Here is a 19104-nt window from a genome sequence, read left to right on the forward strand (position 1 = left end):
CCCCTTCGGCAACATCTCCTTCCCGCGCACACGGTTGCGCCGCGGGGAGTGAGGTGCGTTCCTTCAACCGATTTGCATCCTCACCGTCCGCAATCTCCGCTTGAAGCCATTTGTGCAACGCGATACGCCCTTGCCCAAATCGACAGACCGGAGACTTGCCGTGAGCACGCCAAAGACCAGAACCGAAACCGATACGTTCGGCCCCATCGAGGTTGCCGCCGACCGCTATTGGGGTGCGCAGGCGCAGCGTTCCCTCGGCAATTTCAAGATCGGCTGGGAAAAGCAGCCGGCTTCGATCGTGCGCGCACTCGGCATCGTCAAGCGGGCGGCGGCGGAAGCCAATATGGAGCTGAAGCGGCTCGATCCGGCGATCGGCAAGGCGATCATAGCGGCCGCGCAAGAGGTTATCGACGGCAAGCTCAATGATCATTTCCCGCTGGTCGTCTGGCAGACCGGCTCGGGCACGCAGTCCAACATGAACGCCAATGAGGTGATCTCCAACCGGGCGATCGAGATGCTGGGCGGCGTCATGGGCTCAAAGAAGCCGGTGCATCCCAACGACCACGTCAATATGAGCCAGTCGTCGAACGACACCTATCCGACGGCAATGCACATCGCCTGCGCCGAGCGCATCGTGCACGATTTATTGCCGGCGCTGAAGCACCTGCACAAGGCGTTGGACGCCAAGGCCAAGGCTTTCAACCACATCATCAAGATCGGCCGCACCCACACACAGGATGCCACGCCGCTGACGCTCGGCCAGGAATTCTCGGGCTATGCGGCGCAGGTCGCCTCGTCGATCAAGCGCATCGAAATGACGCTGCCCGGCCTGCAGGAACTGGCTCAGGGCGGCACCGCCGTCGGCACCGGCCTCAACGCGCCCGTCGGCTTTGCTGAAAAAGTGGCCGATCGCATCGCCGCCATCACCGGCATCGCCTTCGTCACCGCGCCGAACAAGTTCGAGGCGCTGGCAGCGCACGATTCCATGGTGTTCTCGCACGGCGCGATCAACGCCGCTGCCGCCGCGCTCTTCAAGGTCGCCAACGACATCCGCTTCCTCGGTTCCGGCCCCCGCTCGGGCCTCGGCGAACTCTCATTGCCGGAGAACGAGCCGGGCTCGTCGATCATGCCGGGCAAGGTCAACCCGACGCAGTGCGAGGCGATGACGCAGGTCTGCGTGCAGGTGTTCGGCAACAATGCGGCGCTGACCTTCGCCGGCAGCCAGGGGCATTTCGAGCTCAACGTCTACAACCCGCTGATGGCCTACAATTTCCTGCAGTCGGTACAGTTGCTGTCCGACGCTTCGGTCTCCTTCACCGACAATTGCGTCGTCGGCATCGAGGCCCGCGAAGACAACATCAAGGCGGCCCTCGACCGCTCGCTGATGCTGGTGACGGCGCTGGCGCCCACCATCGGCTATGACAATGCCGCCAAGATCGCCAAGACGGCGCACAAGAAGGGCACGACTCTTCGCGAGGAAGCGCTGGCCACCGGACTGGTCAGCGAGGCCGACTATGACCGGCTGGTGCGGCCGGAGGACATGACGCATCCAGGGTAAACTGTTTTTCGGCGGGATAATTTACTCCCGTCACCGCATCACCCGACACGAATTTCGCGCTTCTTGGCCGATCACGGAAATGTACAGCCTGTGAACGATGTGTCGCCGGATAGGCGGCTTTGGTGAACAGTCGGCATCGTCTATCTCTCCGGCATTCAACCCATTCGGAGAGTCACCATGTCCATCAACACTTCCACCGCCGGCGCCGGCACCGCGTCCAACAGCTCTGTCACCATCCTCCTCGGCCGCATCCTGCTCGCGGTCATTTTCCTGCTTTCGGGTTTCGGCAAGCTCACTGCCATTTCCGGTACCGCCGCTTATTTTGGCGCGATGGGCCTGCCGGCGCCGACCGTCACGGCGATTGTCGTCGGCCTGATCGAACTGCTCGGCGGTCTTGCCATCCTCGTCGGTTTCCAGACCCGCATCGCCGCCTGGGTGCTCGCTGTATTCACCATCGCGACTGCGCTGGTTGCCCACACCGGTTGGGCCGATCAGAACCAGATGATCCATTTCCTGAAGAACGTGGCCATCACCGGCGGCTTCCTGCTGCTTGCCTCCTCCGGCGCCGGCGCTTACTCCATCGACGCCAAGCGCGGCTGAGCCTCCCCCTCCCAAGCCCGTCTCCCAAAGCTTGACAGAGCGGCGCGGAATTTTCCGCGCCGCTTTTTCGTTGTCTGGAATAGCCGGCTCGCCGGTTTCGGCCATCGCTTCGCAGGCGTAGACTGTGCTGTGGCTGGAAGCCCAACCGGGCGCCGGCAAGGGAGGTTAGCCATGACCCGCAACGCATTGCTTATGGTTTCGCGACTACTGTTTGCCGTGCTGTTCGTCCCGTCCGGCTTCCAGGCGCTCGCCAACATTGCCGGCACAACCAACTACTTCGCCGGCCTCGGCCTGCCGCTGCCGGGGCTCGCTGCCTGGGGCACGGGCCTGTTCGAGCTGATCGCCGGGTTTCTGATCCTCATCGGCTTCCAGACCCGAATCGTGGCGCTGCTTCTGGCGGCCTTCTGCGTCGTGGCCGGTTTCATCGGCCATTACGGCCAGGGGGCCGACGACGCGACGCTCGCCTTCCTGCACCAGCAGATGCTGATGAAGGACATTGCAACAGCAGGCGGCTTCCTGGCGCTTGCCATGGCTGGTGCCGGAGCCTGGTCGGCGGACGGGCGCGGTTTCGCTATCGGTGCAGACGTGACCTGAGCCTCCGTCCGCAGAACGGCCTACTTCACCGACACGCTCGGTCCGCCTTCAACGGCCAGCACCAGCCTGCGGTTGGTGATGCGCGCTAGCTGCGCCAGCCGGCCGGCCGGCCGCTCGCCGTAGAGGTCGGAGAGCGACGCCGGCAACACCAGCGCCAGCACGCCATTGGCGCGCTGCTCCCACTTCAGCCTGGGCATGATGCCGGGCATCGAGGCTGTCAGCAGATAGACGACGCGCATCATTGCCGCCAGCACGCGAGCCCGCTCGAGGTAGCGCGGCGTCGCCAGCGCCTTGATTTCCGGTGCGATGGACTCGTTGAAGATGCCGTCGTGACGATAGGCGTTGGCCAAAGCCAGGAAGGCACGGCCGGGATGGTCGACGCCGAAGAACGAGGCATGGGCGATAATGTTGAGCGACTGCCTGCCGCGATATTCCGGGTGCGCGCGCCAGCCGATGTCGGCCAGCAATGCCGCGGCGTGGCGGTAGCGGGCCTCGTCCTCGGTCTCGTCGATGTCGAAGGCGGCAAAGGCCTTACCTGTCCATTCGACCAGTTCATGCGCGTGATGGACCGAGCGCGAGCGCAACAGCGCCAGTTCTTCGGCGGCTGAGATCAGTGGGTCCGATTTCTGCTCGGCCTCGTCGAGCAGCGAATAGAGGAAGCCTTCACGCACACCGAGCGCCGAGACGATGATCTTCGACGGCTGCATCGCCGCCATGATCTCCTGCAGCACTATGGCGCCATAGGGCAGCAGCGAGCGGCGGTTCTTCGAGACGCCTTCGATCCCCTTGACCTTCTCGATCTCGGCTTTGGCCACCTGCTTGAGGAAGGTCGTCGCGCTGTCGGCCGACATCTCGTAATGGTGCATGACGCCAAGCGGGTAGTTGGTCATCTCCATGTGCAGCCGGGCGAGATTTCGCCAGGTGCCGCCGACGGCATAGAAGGGCCGGCCCTGCCCACCCTTCAACAGCTTTGCCCGTGCCAGTTCCTCGCGTGCGATCTTCTGCGCCTGGCTGAGCGAGTTCTTCGCCATGTCCTGCAGGCGCAGGCCGCCGAGCGGCAGCGTTATGCCGTCGCCGATGGCTTCGCCACTGACGTCGACCAGTTCGAGACTGCCGCCACCCAGATCGCCGGCGATGCCATTCGCCGGGTGGAAGCCGGAAATGACGCCGAGCGCCGAATAATAGGCCTCCTGACGCCCGCTGATCACGCGGATCTCGGTCTTGAGCACTTCTTCGGCGCGATGGATGAAATCGGGACCGTTGATCGCCTCGCGCGCGGCGGCGGTTGCCAGGACATACATATGCTCGGAGCCGGCCTGGTCAGACAGCGCGCGAAAGCGGCGGAACTCTTCCATCGAGCGCGTCACCGCCTCGGGGTCGAGTTTGCCGGTCGAAACGATGCCGCGGCCAAGACCTGCCAGCATCTTTTCGTTGAACAGCATGGTCGGCGAGCGCGCCAGCCCTTCATAGACGACGAGGCGGATCGAATTCGACCCGATGTCGATGATGGACAGCGGTCGGCGGTCCTGCAGCCGGCCCTGGGAAACGGACAGCATCAGATGGACGCTGCGCCGTTTTTCTTGCGGCGCTTGAACTGTGCAATGCGCTTGGGCGCATGCGACTTCAGCGCGTCACCCCGTCCCGACAGGCTCGGATTGGTCATGAAATATTCCTGCGCGTTGAACGGTTCCTCGCCCTCCTCCAGCACGACGCGCCGGGAGGTTCCATCAGCCAATACGTCGAAGCTTTGCTGATTGTCCATGATGTTGCCCAGCATGATCTGGCCCAGAACCTGTTCATGCACAGTTGGATTGGTGATCGGCACCATGGTCTCGACCCGGCGGTCGAGATTGCGCGGCATTAGGTCGGCGGAGCTGATGTAAACGATCGCCTCGTCCGACGGCAGGCCGTGGCCATTGCCGAAGCAGTAGATGCGGCTGTGCTCGAGAAACCGGCCGACGATCGACTTGACCCTGATATTTTCCGACAGACCCGGCACCTGCGGCCGCAGGCAGCAGATGCCGCGCACGACGAGGTCGATTTCCACCCCCGCTCGGCTAGCATCGTAGAGCGCGTCGATGATGATCGGGTCGACAAGCGCGTTCATCTTCATCCAGATGCGCGCCGGCTTTCCTTCGAGAGCATGGGCGACTTCGTTGGAAATGTGCTGGAGGATGCGGTTCCGCAGCGTGAACGGCGAGATCGCCAGCCGCATTTCGGCGGTCGGCTCGGCATAGCCGGTAATGAAGTTGAACAATTGGGCGACGTCGCGGGCGATCGTCGGATCGGTGGTGAAGAAGGACAGGTCAGTGTAGATGCGCGCGGTGACCGGGTGGTAGTTGCCCGTGCCAAGATGCACATAATTGCGCAGCTTGCCGTCCTCGCGCCGCACTACCAGCGACATTTTCGCGTGGGTCTTCAACTCGAGGAAGCCGAACACGACCTGGACGCCGGCGCGCTCGAGATCGCGCGCCCAGCGGATGTTGGCTTCCTCGTCGAAGCGCGCCTTGAGCTCGACCAGCGCCGTCACCGACTTGCCGGCCTCGGCAGCATCGACCAGCGCGCGCACGATCGGGCTGTCGTTGGAGGTGCGGTAAAGCGTCTGCTTGATTGCCACCACTTCCGGGTCAGCCATCGCCTGGCGCAGGAACTGCACCACGACGTCGAAGGATTCATAGGGGTGATGGACGATAATGTCCTTCTCGCGGATAGCGGCAAAGCAGTCGCCGCCATGCTCGCGGATGCGTTCGGGAAAGCGGGGGTTGTAGGGCGTGAACTTCAGATCCTCGCGGGGAATGGCAACGATTTCGGAGATCTGGCTGAGCGCCAGTGGACCGGTGAGCACGCTGATACGGCTCGACGAGACGCCGAGCTCGCCGGCGACGAAGTCGCGCAATTCGCCAGGCATCAGCTTGTCGAATTCGATGCGGATCACCGAACCACGGCGGCGGCGCTTCAGCGCCGTCTCGAAGAGGCGCACGAGATCTTCCGACTCCTCCTCGACCTCGATATCACTGTCGCGGATGATGCGGAATGTGCCGGAACCCTTGACCTCATAGCCAGGGAACAGCTTGCCGATATAGAGGCCGACCGCCTCTTCCAGCGGGATGAAGCGGACATGGTGCTTGCGGTCCGGAAGACGGATGAAGCGCTTCAGCGCCACCGGCAGGCGCAAGAGCGCGCTCATCTCCTCGCCATTCTTGCGGTGGCGCAGCTGCAGCGCCATCGAGAAGCCGAGATTGGGGATGAACGGGAACGGATGCGCCGGGTCGATCGACAGCGGGGTGAGCACTGGAAACACCTGATCCTGGAAATGCTCTTCCAGCCAGACTTTTTCGTCCTTGGTCAGCGCATCGCGCGCAATGCTCTCAATGCCTTCCTTGTTGAGCAGCACGGTGAGCGCCGAGAGGCTCTTCTGCTGGTCTTCCTGCAGCCGCTCGACCTCGCGCAGCAGCTGTTCGAGCTGCTGCTCGGGCGTGCGGCCGTCAGGGCTTTTCAGCGTGATGCCTTCGCGCACCTGACCGGCGAGGCCGGCGACACGCACCATGAAGAACTCGTCGAGATTGGCCGCCGAGATCGACAGGAAGCGGACGCGCTCCAGCAGCGGGTGATGGGTGTTCAGCGATTCCTCGAGCACGCGGCGATTGAACTGCAGCCAGGAAAACTCGCGGTTGACGAAGCGATCCGGGTTACCGCCCTCTGAACTGGCCGCCTCGACGTTGACGAATTCGCTCTGTACCGGCTTCAGTTCATTCATGGTTCCTGCCCGCAACCGTTCCTTTTGAAGCGCCGCCAGATGGTGATGGACGCTCTAACATGCCTTTGTGACGCATGATCGGTCGCGGAATCGCTTGGCGTCCGTGGTCACACGCTTAACCGGCTCAACTTATCCTCTGACAGGCTTTTGCGACAGTTTCATTTCATCGATCTTGCAAAGAGACCTGTTATGATCCAGATGCATGCAAGACTGCGTTAAGGAGACGACGATGGCAGGCGGTTCCATTCCCCATTTCCAGAACGATGCCGGCCATCCGGCGATCGACATCGGGGTCAAGGAATTCATGTGCACGGGCGCCAATCCGCCTTTCGACCACCCGCATGTGTTTCTCGATATGGGCGAGGACAATGAGAAGGTCTGCCCCTATTGCTCGACGCTCTATCGCTATTCGCCGAAGCTGAAGGCGACGGAAACGCTGCCGGCCGGCTGCCTCTACATCGACCAGGCCGCCTGATTCTTTCGCGACAGAGCTGATGGACGACACGCGCTCCCGGCAAGTCGTCATCGCCGGAGCGGGCGTCGCCGGACTGACCGCGGCCATTGCCTTCGCCGAACGCGGCTACCCCGTGCAGGTGTTCGAGCAAGCCCCGCGCCTGGAAGCCGTTGGCGCCGGCCTCCAGCTTTCTCCCAACGCGACACGCATCCTGCGCAACCTCGGCGTACTCGACCGGCTGCTGCCAGCGGCGGTGCGGCCGGAGGCCGTGGTGCTGAAGGATGCCAGGACGTTGCGCGAATTGGCGCATGTGCCGTTGGGGCAATCGGGCGAAGACCATTGGGGCGCTCCCTATCTCGTCGCGCACCGGGCCGACCTGCAGAGCGCGCTGATGGCGCGTGCGGCAGAGATGCCTGATGTCCATCTCACCCTTGGGGCGCGCATCCAAAGAATTGCGACTGGCAGCCATGGTGTCACGGCGACCGTCGAGCTCGGCGGCAAGACGGCAGAGGAACAAGGCTCCTTGCTGGTTGGCGCCGATGGCGTCTGGTCGTCGGTGCGCGGGCTTGTCGACGCAAAAAGGATGGCGTCGCCAAGAAGCCGTTTTTCGGGAGAGTTGGCCTGGCGGACCACCGTCGCGGCCGACAGCAGCGCCGGGCGTGCCTTCGCCGCGATCGGCGCAGCCGATTGCGTCACAACTTTCCTGCATCCGGGTTTCCACATGGTGGCCTATCCCGTCAGCAATGGCGACGCCTTCAATCTCGTCGCCTTCACCAAAGGCGAACGGATCGCCGAGGGCTGGTCCGGCCATGCCGATCCCGGCATTCTCGCCGCCGCCATGCGCGGCACCGCGCTAGGACTCGTGAGGTTGGCGGAAATGGCCGGCCCGTGGCTGACCTGGCCGCTGCATACCGTCGAACAGAAACAGCCTTGGACAACGCCAGCCGGCATCGCGCTGATCGGCGATGCCGCGCATGCGATGACGCCGTTCGCGGCGCAGGGCGCGGCGATGGCGATTGAGGACGCAGCCTCGCTTGCCACTCTGGTCGCCAACTTTCCCGCCGATCCGCGACAAAGCCTCACCACCTGGGAGAACCTGCGGCGGCCGCGCGTGGAGAAGGTGCTTAAGCGTGGCGCGCTCAACCGGCTTGCCTGGCACGCCCGAGGCCCGGTGGCACTGGCCCGCAACCTGGTGCTGGCGGCACGGCCGGCGGAGAAGCTCGCGGCCGACCTTGACTGGCTTTATGGCTGGGAGGAGCCGAAGGTCGTTCGGCGTTGAAATCGAGGCATGGCTCGGCGGCCCGCCCGTGGGAGCTAATTGTACAGCCGCAACGACCATCCCAGCGACATCGGCAACGGGTTCCACCAGCCGGTCCGCAGGCCAGCGGTGCGCAGCGCCGCCGCCGTCCAGGTGTTGCAGCCGACCAGTGCGTTGAAATGGCCGTGGGCTTCGAAGAAGCCGTCGAATTTGGAATAAGCGGCATTCTGGATATGGATTGGACCGCTCGGTCCCTGCTGAAAACTGGCCTCGATGAAATCGAGCAGTGCCGCGAACTGGTTGTCACCAATGTCGAAGCCGGCGACATCGGGATGCGGTTCGACGATATCGCCGGCGACATCGACATGCATGACCGACGCATCAAGGGTCAGCGCTTTCATCACCGGTACGGCCTTCAGCTCAGACCAGGTCGGTGTTTCCAGATAGAAGGCGCGGCCGCCCCAGCCGAAGACGATGTAGCGAACCTCGGGAATGTCGGCCGGGATGCCGGCTTCAACCAGAAAATGAAAGCGCTGACGCACGGCATCGTCCACCGGAATGGCGATGTCGGTATGGATCGGGTTCTTCAGCACCAGTATATGGCGCGCACGCTCCCCCGCGGACGCCGCCGGCCAGAGCGGCCGCGGCACCAGCGTGCCTAGGGCTGCTGCCAGCACGATCGCGGCCAGCAATAGGAGAAGGAAACGCAGCACTTTTCTCATCGATGACGCCCCCCGCTGCCCTGCCGCCAATCGCATCGGCCGATCGATAAGAAAAGAGCCCGGCCGCATTGCGGCCGGGCTCTTGCGTTCGGTGTGGAACCGCTCAGTGCAGGATCTGGCTGAGGAACAGTTTGGTGCGCTCATGGCGCGGATGGTCGAAGAACTCGGCCGGCGTGTTCTGCTCGACGATCTGGCCCTGATCCATGAAGATCACCCGGTTGGCGACCTTGCGGGCAAAGCCCATTTCGTGGGTCACGCACAGCATGGTCATGCCCTCTTCGGCCAAGCCCACCATCGTCTCCAGCACTTCCTTGATCATTTCCGGGTCGAGCGCCGAGGTCGGCTCATCAAACAGCATGATGCGCGGGTTCATGCACAGCGAGCGCGCGATCGCCACGCGCTGCTGCTGGCCGCCCGACAGCTGGCCCGGATATTTGTTGGCCTGCTCCGGGATTTTCACGCGCTTGAGGAAGTGCATGGCGATTTCCTCGGCCTGCTTCTTCGGCGTCTTGCGCACCCAGATCGGCGCCAGCGTGCAATTCTCCAGGATGGTCAGGTGCGGGAACAGGTTGAAGTGCTGGAACACCATGCCGACCTCGCGGCGCACCTCGTCGATCTTCTTCAGATCGTTGGTCAGTTCCTTGCCGTCGACGATGATCTTGCCCTTCTGGTGCTCTTCCAGCCGGTTGATGCAGCGGATCATCGTCGACTTGCCCGAGCCGGACGGCCCGCAGATGACGATGCGCTCGCCGCGCATCACCTTCAGGTTGATGTCCTTCAGCACATGGAACTCGCCATACCATTTGTGCATGGCGATGATGTCGATGGCGACATCGGTGGTCGAGATGTGCATCTTGGCGGCGTTGACCTTGATCTCTTCCGCGCTGACGGCGTTTTCGGTGGCCATGACAGGGTCCCCTTGTTCTTTTATCTTTGGTTATGATGCATGTCGTTATCCCAAAACCGCAACACACTTTTGGGCGACATGCATCAGCGTTTGTGGCCGGTGTCGAGCCGGCGTTCAGTGTACATTGAATAGCGCGACATGCCGAAGCAGAACAGCCAGAAGACGAAGGCGGCGAACACCAGGCCGGACCTGGCCGTCTGCGGCGTCGCCCAGTTGGCGTCCGAGAAGTTCTGCTTGACGACGCCAAGCAGGTCGAACATCGAGATGATGAGGACCAGGCTGGTGTCCTTGAACATGCCGATGAAGGTGTTGACGATGCCGGGAATGACCAGCTTCAGCGCCTGCGGCAGCACGATCAGCCCCATCTTCTGCCAATAGCCGAGCCCGAGCGAATCGGCGCCTTCATACTGGCCCTTGGGGATCGCCTGCAGACCACCGCGCACGACTTCAGCCATATAGGCGGCGGCAAACAGCGACACGCCGATCAGCGCCCGCAGGAACTTGTCGAAGGTGACGCCCGCCGGCAGGAACAGCGGCAGCATGACGCTGACGAAGAACAGCACGGTGATCAGCGGGATGCCGCGCACCGTCTCGATGAAGACCACGCACAGCGTCTTGACGATCGGCATTTTCGAACGCCGGCCGAGCGCCAGCACGGTGCCCAGCGGCAGCGACACGGCAATGCCGACGAAGGACAGGCTGAGCGTCACCAGCAAGCCACCCCAGCGCGAGGTCTCGACATGCGGCAAGCCGAACACGCCGCCGATCAGCAGGAAAAACGAGACGATCGGCAGCACCAGGAAAAGCAGGATGGCGTTCAGTCCCTTGCGTGGTACGCGGGGGATCAGCATCGGCACCAAAAGCGCCACGAACAGGATGGCAACCAGAATCGGCCGCCAGCGCTCCTCGATCGGATAGGTGCCGAACATGAACTGTCCGAACTTGGCATTGACGAAGGCCCAGCAGGCACCGCTCCAGCCATCCGGCTGGATACCGCCTTGTGCGACGGTCGCGCAGACCGTGCGGTCCGGCCCGGTCCACACGGCATTGATGAACGCCCAGTTGATGACCTGCGGCAGGACCCAGGCAACGATGGCGATGCCAAGGATGGTCATGATGGTGTCGCCGACCGTGCCGATGAGGTTCCTGCGCACCCAGGCCACGGGGCCGCTGACACTGGCTGGCGCAGGTTGCGCCAGGGCCATTTCGGTGCGCACCCAGGACATATCGTGTTCCTGCATGGCTCTACCTTTCCACCAGCGCCATTCTGGCGTTGACCACGTTCATCACGGCCGAGGTCACAAGGCTGAGGATGAGATAGGCGATCATCATGATCAGCACGCCTTCGACCGCCTGTCCGGTCTGGTTCAGCACCGTGCCGGCGGTCGCCGTCAGGTCCGGATAGCCGATGGCGATCGCCAGCGAGGAATTCTTGGTCAGGTTGAGATACTGGCTGGTCAGCGGCGGAATGACGATGCGCATGGCCTGCGGTACGACAACCAGCCGTAAGATCGACCCGGATCGTAGCCCAAGAGCAGCGGCCGCCTCGGTCTGGCCCTTGCTGACCCCCCTGATGCCGGCGCGCACGATCTCGGCGATGAAGGCCGCCGTGTAGCAGGACAGTGCCAGATAGAGCGACAGGAACTCCGGCTTGACCTGAAAGCCGCCTGTCAGGTTGAAGGTCGATTGCTTCGGGAGATCAAAGCTCAGCGGGAAGCCGCTCAGCACGTAGGCGAGCAAGGGCAGGCCTACGATCAGCGCTACCGAGGTCCAGAGCACCGGAAATTGCTGGCCTGTCGCCATCTGCCGCTGACGCGCCGTGCGGGCGACGAACCATGCCATGGCAATGCCGACAAGCAGAGCGACGAAGATCAGCCAGGAGCCCTCGCCCCAGACCGGGCGGGGAAAGTAGAAGCCGCGCTGGTTGAGGAAGGAGCCAAAGGGCAGATGATAGCTTTCCTTCGGCGTCGGCAGCACGGCCAGCACGCCGGAATACCAGAAGAAGATGACCAGCAGCGGCGGGATGTTGCGGAAGATCTCGACATAGACCGTGCAGATCTTCTGGATCAGCCAGTTATGCGACAGCCGGCCGATGCCGATGACGAAGCCGATGATGGTGGCGGTGATGATGCCGGCCACGGCGACGATGATGGTGTTGATCAGGCCGACAAGGATGGCGCGGCCATAGGTCGAATCCGACGTATAGGCGATCGGCGTATCCGAGATGTCGAATCCCGCGCGTCCCCTGAGGAAACCGAAGCCGGAAGCGATGTGCAGGCGCTGCAGATTGTCGATGACATTCTGCACAATCCACCAGACGGAGCCGAACAGAACGATGACGACCAGCGTCTGGAAGAAGAGACTGCGGACTTTCGGATCATTGATGAAGGAAGCCCCGCTGGGCCCTTCGCGAATAACTTCCTGCGATGCCATGTCACCGTCCCCTGGAAAGAGAAACCGGAAGGCAGATATCTGCCTTCCGGATCACATTTCGGTCAGCGGATCGGCGGAGCGTATTGCAGGCCGCCCTTGGTCCACAGCGCATTGATGCCGCGCGCGATCTTGAGCGGGCTGCCCGAGCCGACATTGCGGTCGAACATTTCGCCGTAGTTGCCGACGGCCTTGACGATGTTGACGACCCAGTCGTTGGAGACGCCGAGATCGGTGCCGATCTTGGTGTCGGCTTCCTGGCCGAGCACGCGCTTGATCTCTGGGCTGGGGGAATTCTTCATCTCGTCGACATTGGCCTTGGTGATGCCGAGCTCCTCGGCGTCGAGCAGCGCGAAATAGGTCCACTTGACGATGTGGTACCACTGGTCGTCGCCCTGGCGCACCGCCGGACCGAGCGGCTCTTTCGAGATGATCTCGGGCAGCACGACGTGATCGGCCGGCGCGCCCAGCGTCAGGCGGATACCGTAAAGGCCCGACTGGTCGGTGGTGTAGACGTCGCAGCGGCCGGCGTCATAGGCGGCGTTGACCTCTTCGAGCTTTTCGAAGACGACCGGATTGTACTCCATCTTGTTCGCCTTGAAGTAGTCGGCGAGGTTGAGCTCGGTGGTGGTGCCGCTCTGTACGCAGACGGCAGCGCCCGAGAGCTGGAGGGCCGAATTGACGCCCGGCAGCTTCTTGGCGTTGATCATGAAGCCCTGGCCGTCATAGTAGGTCGTGCCGACGAAATTCAGGCCAAGTGCGGTGTCGCGGTTGATGGTCCAAGTGGTGTTGCGCGACAGGATGTCGACCTCGCCGGACTGCAGCGCGGTGAAGCGCTCCTTGGCGCTGAGCGGCGTGAACTTGACCTTGGTGCCGTCACCGAAGACGGCGGCCGCGACAGCGCGGCAGAAATCCGCATCGATGCCTTGCCAATCGCCCTTGTCGTCCGGCGCCGAGAAGCCGGCGAGACCGGTCGAGACACCGCACTGGATGAAGCCCTTCGCCTTGACGGTGTCGAGCGTCGTCGCCGACGCGGCCGACGCCATAAGCCCGAGCGTAGCGGCGCCAAGAATGCCGATAGCAATATGTTTCATGACCCACAGACCCTTTTCTCTGTTTTTCAGGCAAACCCTGATTCTTTTTCCCGTGTGAACGCGGCTCCCATTCCAGCCCATTCCCCGGAATTCCACATCGTAACCGACGCGCCGCCTCCCATTCACGAACGGCATCGAAGGCGATAATTCTCGTGAGGTCAAGGAAAATGACCGAATCCGAACGTGTTTGAAAATCGATTGCCTGAAATGCCCGAATTGCAGACAAACACGCCCGCAATTTAGTCACGGCGCGAATAAAGTCGGCAAAGCGCATTCAACGCAAATGCGGGCCGGCGGCGAAACCCATCCCTGACACCAGCGTTGCGTCACTGATCTGGATACGGAATGAATTGGCACTCCCGAAGACTGTCATCAGACGTGCGCTCTTAAAGCGCCCGAGAAACGAGCCAGGCGCCGGCCGCCGCCATCAACACACCGGAAATGCGCGGAATCAACGGCCCGGTCGTGACTGTCTTTTCCAGGAGAACGAGGATGGCGATGCCGGCGATCCACAGGCCTTCCTTGGCGGCAGGCTAGGCCAGGTGTCGGGTTGCTCACCTGCGCACTGCCGCATCTGACCGGCCGGTTTCACGACCTGACGGCGACGCCGGTCCGCTGGAGAATTGGCATATTCGAAGTCTATCCCTGGCGGACGGTGGGCGGTTGCACGGTCCCTGACACCGCACTATGGCTAGCGCCTTGTCAAACAAGGCGAAGACGAAGAATGGCTAAGGACGGCAACGAGCAGGTTTCCGGAAAAATGGGGATCAACACGCGGCTTGCCCATTCGGGCAACAACCCGCACGACTATTTCGGCTTCGTCAATCCGCCTGTCGTACACGCCTCGACGGTGCTGTTCCGCGATGCCGCGACGATGGCGGCGCGCAACCAGAAATACACTTACGGCACACGCGGTACGCCGACGACGGACGCCCTTGCCCATGCCATTGACACGCTGGAGGGATCCGCCGGCACGATCGTGGTGCCATCGGGCCTGGCGGCGGTGACCATTCCGCTGCTCGCCTTCGTATCGGCTGGCGATCATCTGCTGATCGTCGACAGCGTCTACCATCCGACCCGTAATTTCGCCGACACGATGCTGAAGCGGCTCGGCGTCGAGGTCGAGTACTATGATCCCCGCATCGGCGTAGGCATCGCTGCCTTGATCAAGCCCAACACCAAAGTGGTGTTCACGGAATCGCCGGCCTCCAACACATTCGAGGTGCAGGATATACCGGCGATCGCCAAGGCGGCGCATGCCGCCGGGGCCATCGTGATGATGGACAACACTTGGGCGACGCCGCTCTATTTCCGGCCGCTCGACCACGGCGTCGACATCTCCATCCACGCGGCGACGAAATATCCGGCCGGCCATTCCGACGTGCTGCTCGGCACGGTCTCGGCCAATGAGAGCCACTGGAAGCAGCTCTACGAGAGCTTCTGCACGCTCGGCTGCTGCGCGGGACCCGACGACGTCTACCAGGTGCTGCGCGGCCTGCGCACGATGGGCGTGCGCCTGGAGCATCATCAGCGCAGCGCGCTTGCCATCGCATCGTGGCTCGAAGGCCAGAAGGGCGTGGCGCGCGTGCTCCACCCTGCCCTTCCCAGCCACCCGGATTACGACTTGTGGAAGCGCGATTTTTGCGGTTCGAGCGGTATCTTTTCCTTCGTTATGGCTGGCGGCGGCCAGAAGGAGCAGCATGCCTTTCTAGACGCACTGCAGATCTTCGGGCTCGGCTATTCCTGGGGCGGCTATGAGAGCCTCGCGGTGCCGGTCTGGCTCAGCGACCGTGTCATTGCAAAAGGCCCCTATGACGGTCCGTTGATCCGCCTACAGATCGGTCTTGAGGATGTCGACGACCTAAAAGCCGACATTTTGCGTGGGCTGGCCGCAGCGACAGCCTAACCAGCGCGCCGGCTGACTGCTGGACGGAATCAGCAAACGGCCGCAAGGCTCTGACGCTGATGACAAAGTGTGAGCCGTTCGCGGCATCCCAGCGAGGTGTGGCGCGCAATATTATTCTCTTGGCCGGCGACTTTGCGGATTTGTTTGACTTTCAAATCCGTGGGTTCGGCTGCATTGCCTGCTGCACGGCATCCCCGACCAATCCATTTCCAACAAAGCTTGCCATGGCCTTTCGCCTTTTTGTCCCCATCCTTGCCGGCGCGACGCTGCGCGAGCGGTTGCTTGCCTGCATCGGCGCCACGATCGGCATCGCGCTGACCGGCGTGATCAGCGGGCTGGCGATGGGCGGCGGCCCGCATGTGGCCCTGCTGGTGGCGCCGATGGGCGCCTCCGCCGTGCTTCTCTTCGCCGTGCCCGCGAGCCCGTTGGCGCAGCCCTGGTCGATCATCGGCGGCAATTCCATATCGGCGCTGGTAGGCGTGACCGTGGCGCATTTCATCCATGATCCTGTATTTGCCTCTGGCCTTGCCGTGGCGCTCGCCATCGCGGCGATGTCGTTCACGCGCTGCCTGCATCCGCCAGGCGGCGCGGCGGCGTTGACGGGAGTGCTTGGCGGACCTGCCGTTGTCAGCGCGGGCTTCCTGTTTCCCTTCGTGCCAGTCGCGTTGAACTCGATCATCCTGGTCACCCTGGGTTTCCTTTTCCACAGGCTGGCGCGGCGCAACTACCCGCATGTCGCCGCATCCGCCGCCAACAGTCACGGGACCGCCGATCCGCCGGCGCAGCAGCGCGTCGGCTTCCGGCCCGAGGATATCGACGCGGCGCTGACCACGCTCGACGAAACCTTCGACATCGACCGCAACGACCTCGAACGGCTGTTGAGACAAGTCGAACTGCAGGCCATGGTGCGCTCGCACCGGACCCTGCTGTGCCAGGACATCATGTCCTGTGACGTGATTTCGGTGCCAGAGCAGGCCACCGTCGACGAGGCGCGCCGGCAGCTGCTCGATCACAATATCCGCACCTTGCCGGTGGTCGACGCGGATGCCCGGCTGGTCGGCGCCGTTGGCCTGCGCGAACTGACGAAGGCCATCGATACGGTGAAGGGCGTGATGTCGAAGGCCGGCACCGCCTCGCCCGACACGCCGGCGATGAGCCTGCTTCCCATTCTGACCGACGGCCGCAGCCATGCCGTGGTCATCGTCGATGGCGAGCGGCGCATTCTCGGCCTGATCACGCAGACCGATCTTCTGGCGGCGGCCGCACGCGTGCAGGCCGCAGACAAGGGACTGGCGGCGGCTTAGAATAGCGAAGCCAGGTTGCCGAAATCCGGGAACCTTTTTCCGGCAGGTGCATCCAACGTGCAGTCAAGCGTCTGTTCGGGAGATCCGGTCGCGATGAGCAAGCTCGCAATGCCCGTCAAAAGGCGTGAAGTGGTCGAGGCCTTCTCCGCCGACCTGCTGCTTGTACAGCGAGCACTGGCGCGCGACGCGGGCGCCTTCCGCACCGTCATCAAGACATACAACCAGAGGCTCTACCGCATAGCGCGCGGCATATTGCGCAACGACGCCGAAGCCGAGGACGTCGTCCAGGAGGCTTATGTCCGCGCTTTCGCCGGCCTCGCCACATTTCGCGGCGATGCCTCGCTCGCCACCTGGCTGTCGCGCATCGTCATCAACGAAGCGCTCGGCCGCCTGCGCAAGAGGCGCCACACCGTGGCGATGCCCGAAAACCCGGAAGCGCAGATCATCCGCTTTCCCCTCAATCCCAGCGACGACCCGGAGCGGACGATGGCGCAGCGGCAGATTCTCGCACTTGTCGAACGGGCGACCGACAGCCTGCCCGAAATCTACCGCATGGTCTTCGTGGCCCGCGTCATCGAGGGCCTGAGCATGGAGGAAACCGCCGATCTGCTCGACCTGCGGCCGGAGACCGTCAAGACAAGGCTGCACCGGGCGCGCAGCCTGTTGCGCAAGGCGCTGGACGACGAGATCGGCCCGGTGCTGCTCGACGCCTTCCCCTTCGCCGGCCGCCGTTGCGAGCGGCTGACCAAGGCCGTGATGGGACGGCTGGGTTTCGAATGATCCTGTTCTGATTTTCGGGAACGTTTCTCCCGGCCGCGCATCCAATCAGCGTCAACTGAAAATGTAAGCCCCGGCGCTTCCTCGCAGCCGGGCGAAGGAGGATGCCATGTTCACCCGATATACCGCCGGCCTTGCCGCCCTGCTTTTCGTCAGCGCCGCCCCTTTCGCGCAAGCCGCGGACAAGCCGACCGATCCGCAGATCGCCCACATCGCCTACACAGCCGGCGTCCTCGACATCGAGGCGGCCAAGCTGGCGATCAAGACATCGAAGAACAAGGAGGTCATTGCCTTCGCCAAGGACATGGAGCGCGACCATGAGGCGGTGAACAAGCAGGCGCTCGACCTGGTCAAGAAGCTCAAGGTGAAGCCCGAGGACAACGCCACCAGCCAGGCACTGAGCAAGGCGGCGGAAGAAGAACGTGCCAAGCTCGCCAAGCTGAAGGGCGCGGCTTTCGACAAGGCCTATATCGAGAACGAGGTCGCCTATCACAAGCAGGTCAACGGCGCGCTCGAAACGCTGCTCATCCCCTCGGCCAGCAATGCCGAGCTAAAAAGCCTGCTCGAGACCGGCCTCAAGATCTTCCAGGGGCATGAGCAGCACGCCGAACATGTCGCCGGCATGCTGAAATGAAAGCGAGCGCCTTGATCCATCCGTCGCGGTTGGCCGCCCTGGCGCTGATGCTTACAGCGGCGCCGGCGGCGGCCGCTACGATAGAGGTCACCATCGACAAGCTGGTCTTTTCGCCGGCGACCGTCGAGGCGAAGGTCGGCGACACGATCGAGTGGGTGAACAAGGACGTGATTGCCCACACGGCCACCGTGAAGGGCGGCTGGGAAGTGATGATCCCGCCGAAGAAAGCGGCGAGCCTGACATTGAAGGCGGCGGGAGCGGTCGACTATTTCTGCCGCTTCCACCCCAACATGAAGGGTCATGTGAACGTGGCGCCGTGATGCGCTTGCGGCTGGCGGCGTAGAGCCGCCAGCCCTCACGGCGTCGGTCCAATCTTGCAGGAGCCGGCGCGGCTAATCGTGATGCGCTTTGACGCGGTGACGATGCGCGGCCTGTTTTGCCCGGTTGCCGCACTGCGCCATGCTGCACCAGCGGCGCCGATGGCCGCGCGTGTGGTCGACGAAAAGCAGCGTGCAGGCTGGGCCCTCGCAGGCTTTCACATGTGAGAAATCCTCGCTGCAGACGAACCGCGCCAGCGCTTCGCCGATCGGCAGCAGAAGCGCCTCGGGCGTGCGCCACTTGCGATCCGTCTGAAGCTGAAAAGGGATTTCGCTACCCGCAGGCATGTCTTTACCGGCAAGGACGGGGGCGATCCGGGTAAAGATCTCGTCGCGGTCGAGCAGGCGATTGAGCGGCTCCAATTGCGCAAGATCCTGGGCGACCAGCGGACGCCCCTTGTGTTCGCGTACGAACCCGCGGAACCACTCCCTGAGATGCCTTGCCCGATCGGCCACCTTATCGAGTTCGCCCGGCAGAGCGTGCGTGCGAACGCTGTCGAGCGCCTCGGGCGGCGCCAGCCGCGCCTGTTCGACCCAATCCAGCAACCCCTCGCCGTCCTTGATCCAATCGACAGGGGTATCGACCGGCGTTGCGATCGAATTGAGGAAATCCAGGCCGAGCGCGTCACCGACAAAGATCGCAGGGGTCATCGTAACTCCAATCGCGCGTCGATCCCGCCGAGCGCTCTAAACACAAATCGGTGATAACCCTTTCGAGGCCGGTTGACAAGT

General features: G+C 63.0%; 18 protein-coding genes. 10 read left to right on the forward strand and 8 right to left on the reverse strand.

Features of this window, described 5'->3' with window-relative positions; all coding sequences use genetic code 11:
- Positions 1–160: 160 nt before the first annotated feature.
- The 3 genes from fumC (at position 161) to JN279_RS26785 (ending at position 2752) form a co-directional block, all read left to right on the forward strand.
- On the forward strand, positions 161–1558 hold the full coding sequence (gene fumC / locus JN279_RS26775; protein WP_096456650.1) for a class II fumarate hydratase: 1398 nt from the start codon (positions 161–163) through the stop codon (positions 1556–1558).
- 177 nt (positions 1559–1735) lie between these two features.
- Positions 1736–2158 (forward strand): DoxX family protein, encoded by a 423-nt coding sequence (locus JN279_RS26780; RefSeq protein ID WP_096456648.1) that lies wholly within the window; start codon positions 1736–1738, stop codon positions 2156–2158.
- 171 nt (positions 2159–2329) lie between these two features.
- On the forward strand, positions 2330–2752 hold the full coding sequence (locus tag JN279_RS26785; protein ID WP_096456646.1) for a DoxX family protein: 423 nt from the start codon (positions 2330–2332) through the stop codon (positions 2750–2752).
- A 20-nt stretch (positions 2753–2772) separates the two neighbouring features.
- On the opposite strand, the gene ppx is transcribed toward JN279_RS26785, so the two are convergent.
- Positions 2773–4308, reverse strand: coding sequence for an exopolyphosphatase (gene ppx, locus JN279_RS26790; protein ID WP_096456644.1), 1536 nt, complete (start codon positions 4306–4308; stop codon positions 2773–2775).
- Complete coding sequence (locus tag JN279_RS26795; RefSeq protein WP_096456642.1) at positions 4308–6509, reverse strand: RNA degradosome polyphosphate kinase; 2202 nt, start codon at positions 6507–6509, stop codon at positions 4308–4310. The genes ppx and JN279_RS26795 overlap by 1 nt, the downstream gene beginning before the upstream one ends.
- A gap of 229 nt (positions 6510–6738) precedes the next feature.
- On the opposite strand from JN279_RS26795, the gene JN279_RS26800 reads away from it, so the two are divergent.
- A complete protein-coding gene (locus JN279_RS26800) occupies positions 6739–6984 on the forward strand; it encodes a zinc-finger domain-containing protein (RefSeq protein WP_096456640.1) in 246 nt (81 codons plus the stop codon).
- Between the two features lie 19 nt (positions 6985–7003).
- Positions 7004–8242 carry an FAD-dependent monooxygenase gene (locus JN279_RS26805; RefSeq protein ID WP_096456638.1) on the forward strand — a complete coding sequence of 413 codons (1239 nt, stop codon included), beginning with the start codon at positions 7004–7006 and terminating at the stop codon, positions 8240–8242.
- Between the two features lie 35 nt (positions 8243–8277).
- Here JN279_RS26805 and JN279_RS26810 read toward each other — a convergent pair whose 3' ends face one another.
- From JN279_RS26810 to JN279_RS26830, 5 genes are all read right to left on the reverse strand, one after another.
- Positions 8278–8943, reverse strand: a complete 666-nt coding sequence (locus tag JN279_RS26810) for a TIGR02117 family protein (RefSeq protein ID WP_096456636.1) — start codon at positions 8941–8943, stop codon at positions 8278–8280.
- A gap of 103 nt (positions 8944–9046) precedes the next feature.
- Positions 9047–9796 carry an amino acid ABC transporter ATP-binding protein gene (locus tag JN279_RS26815; RefSeq protein WP_031240865.1) on the reverse strand — a complete coding sequence of 250 codons (750 nt, stop codon included), beginning with the start codon at positions 9794–9796 and terminating at the stop codon, positions 9047–9049.
- Positions 9797–9933: 137 nt separating this feature from the next.
- The gene (locus tag JN279_RS26820; RefSeq protein ID WP_096456634.1) at positions 9934–11091 is read right to left on the reverse strand and encodes an amino acid ABC transporter permease; all 1158 of its coding nucleotides are present in this window, start codon (positions 11089–11091) and stop codon (positions 9934–9936) included.
- A 4-nt stretch (positions 11092–11095) separates the two neighbouring features.
- Complete coding sequence (locus tag JN279_RS26825) at positions 11096–12283, reverse strand: amino acid ABC transporter permease (protein WP_096456632.1); 1188 nt, start codon at positions 12281–12283, stop codon at positions 11096–11098.
- 62 nt (positions 12284–12345) lie between these two features.
- Positions 12346–13374, reverse strand: coding sequence for an amino acid ABC transporter substrate-binding protein (locus JN279_RS26830; RefSeq protein ID WP_095202432.1), 1029 nt, complete (start codon positions 13372–13374; stop codon positions 12346–12348).
- A 724-nt stretch (positions 13375–14098) separates the two neighbouring features.
- On the opposite strand from JN279_RS26830, the gene JN279_RS26835 reads away from it, so the two are divergent.
- The 5 genes from JN279_RS26835 (at position 14099) to JN279_RS26855 (ending at position 18315) form a co-directional block, all read left to right on the forward strand.
- Positions 14099–15280 carry a cystathionine beta-lyase gene (locus JN279_RS26835; protein ID WP_096456630.1) on the forward strand — a complete coding sequence of 394 codons (1182 nt, stop codon included), beginning with the start codon at positions 14099–14101 and terminating at the stop codon, positions 15278–15280.
- A 224-nt stretch (positions 15281–15504) separates the two neighbouring features.
- Positions 15505–16584: an HPP family protein gene (locus JN279_RS26840; protein WP_096459114.1), complete on the forward strand. Its 1080-nt coding sequence runs from the start codon at positions 15505–15507 to the stop codon at positions 16582–16584.
- A 93-nt stretch (positions 16585–16677) separates the two neighbouring features.
- Positions 16678–17364: an RNA polymerase sigma factor gene (locus JN279_RS26845; protein WP_202350689.1), complete on the forward strand. Its 687-nt coding sequence runs from the start codon at positions 16678–16680 to the stop codon at positions 17362–17364.
- A 106-nt stretch (positions 17365–17470) separates the two neighbouring features.
- Positions 17471–17995, forward strand: a complete 525-nt coding sequence (locus JN279_RS26850; protein WP_096456628.1) for a DUF4142 domain-containing protein — start codon at positions 17471–17473, stop codon at positions 17993–17995.
- The gene (locus JN279_RS26855) at positions 17992–18315 is read left to right on the forward strand and encodes a cupredoxin domain-containing protein (RefSeq protein WP_202350690.1); all 324 of its coding nucleotides are present in this window, start codon (positions 17992–17994) and stop codon (positions 18313–18315) included. The genes JN279_RS26850 and JN279_RS26855 overlap by 4 nt, the downstream gene beginning before the upstream one ends.
- Before the next feature lie 72 nt (positions 18316–18387).
- Here JN279_RS26855 and JN279_RS26860 read toward each other — a convergent pair whose 3' ends face one another.
- Positions 18388–19023, reverse strand: a complete 636-nt coding sequence (locus JN279_RS26860; protein ID WP_096456626.1) for a CGNR zinc finger domain-containing protein — start codon at positions 19021–19023, stop codon at positions 18388–18390.
- Between the last annotated feature and the right edge of the window lie 81 nt (positions 19024–19104).

The sequence above is a fragment of the Mesorhizobium sp. 113-1-2 genome (assembly GCF_016756475.1).
GTDB lineage: Bacteria > Pseudomonadota > Alphaproteobacteria > Rhizobiales > Rhizobiaceae > Mesorhizobium > Mesorhizobium loti_C.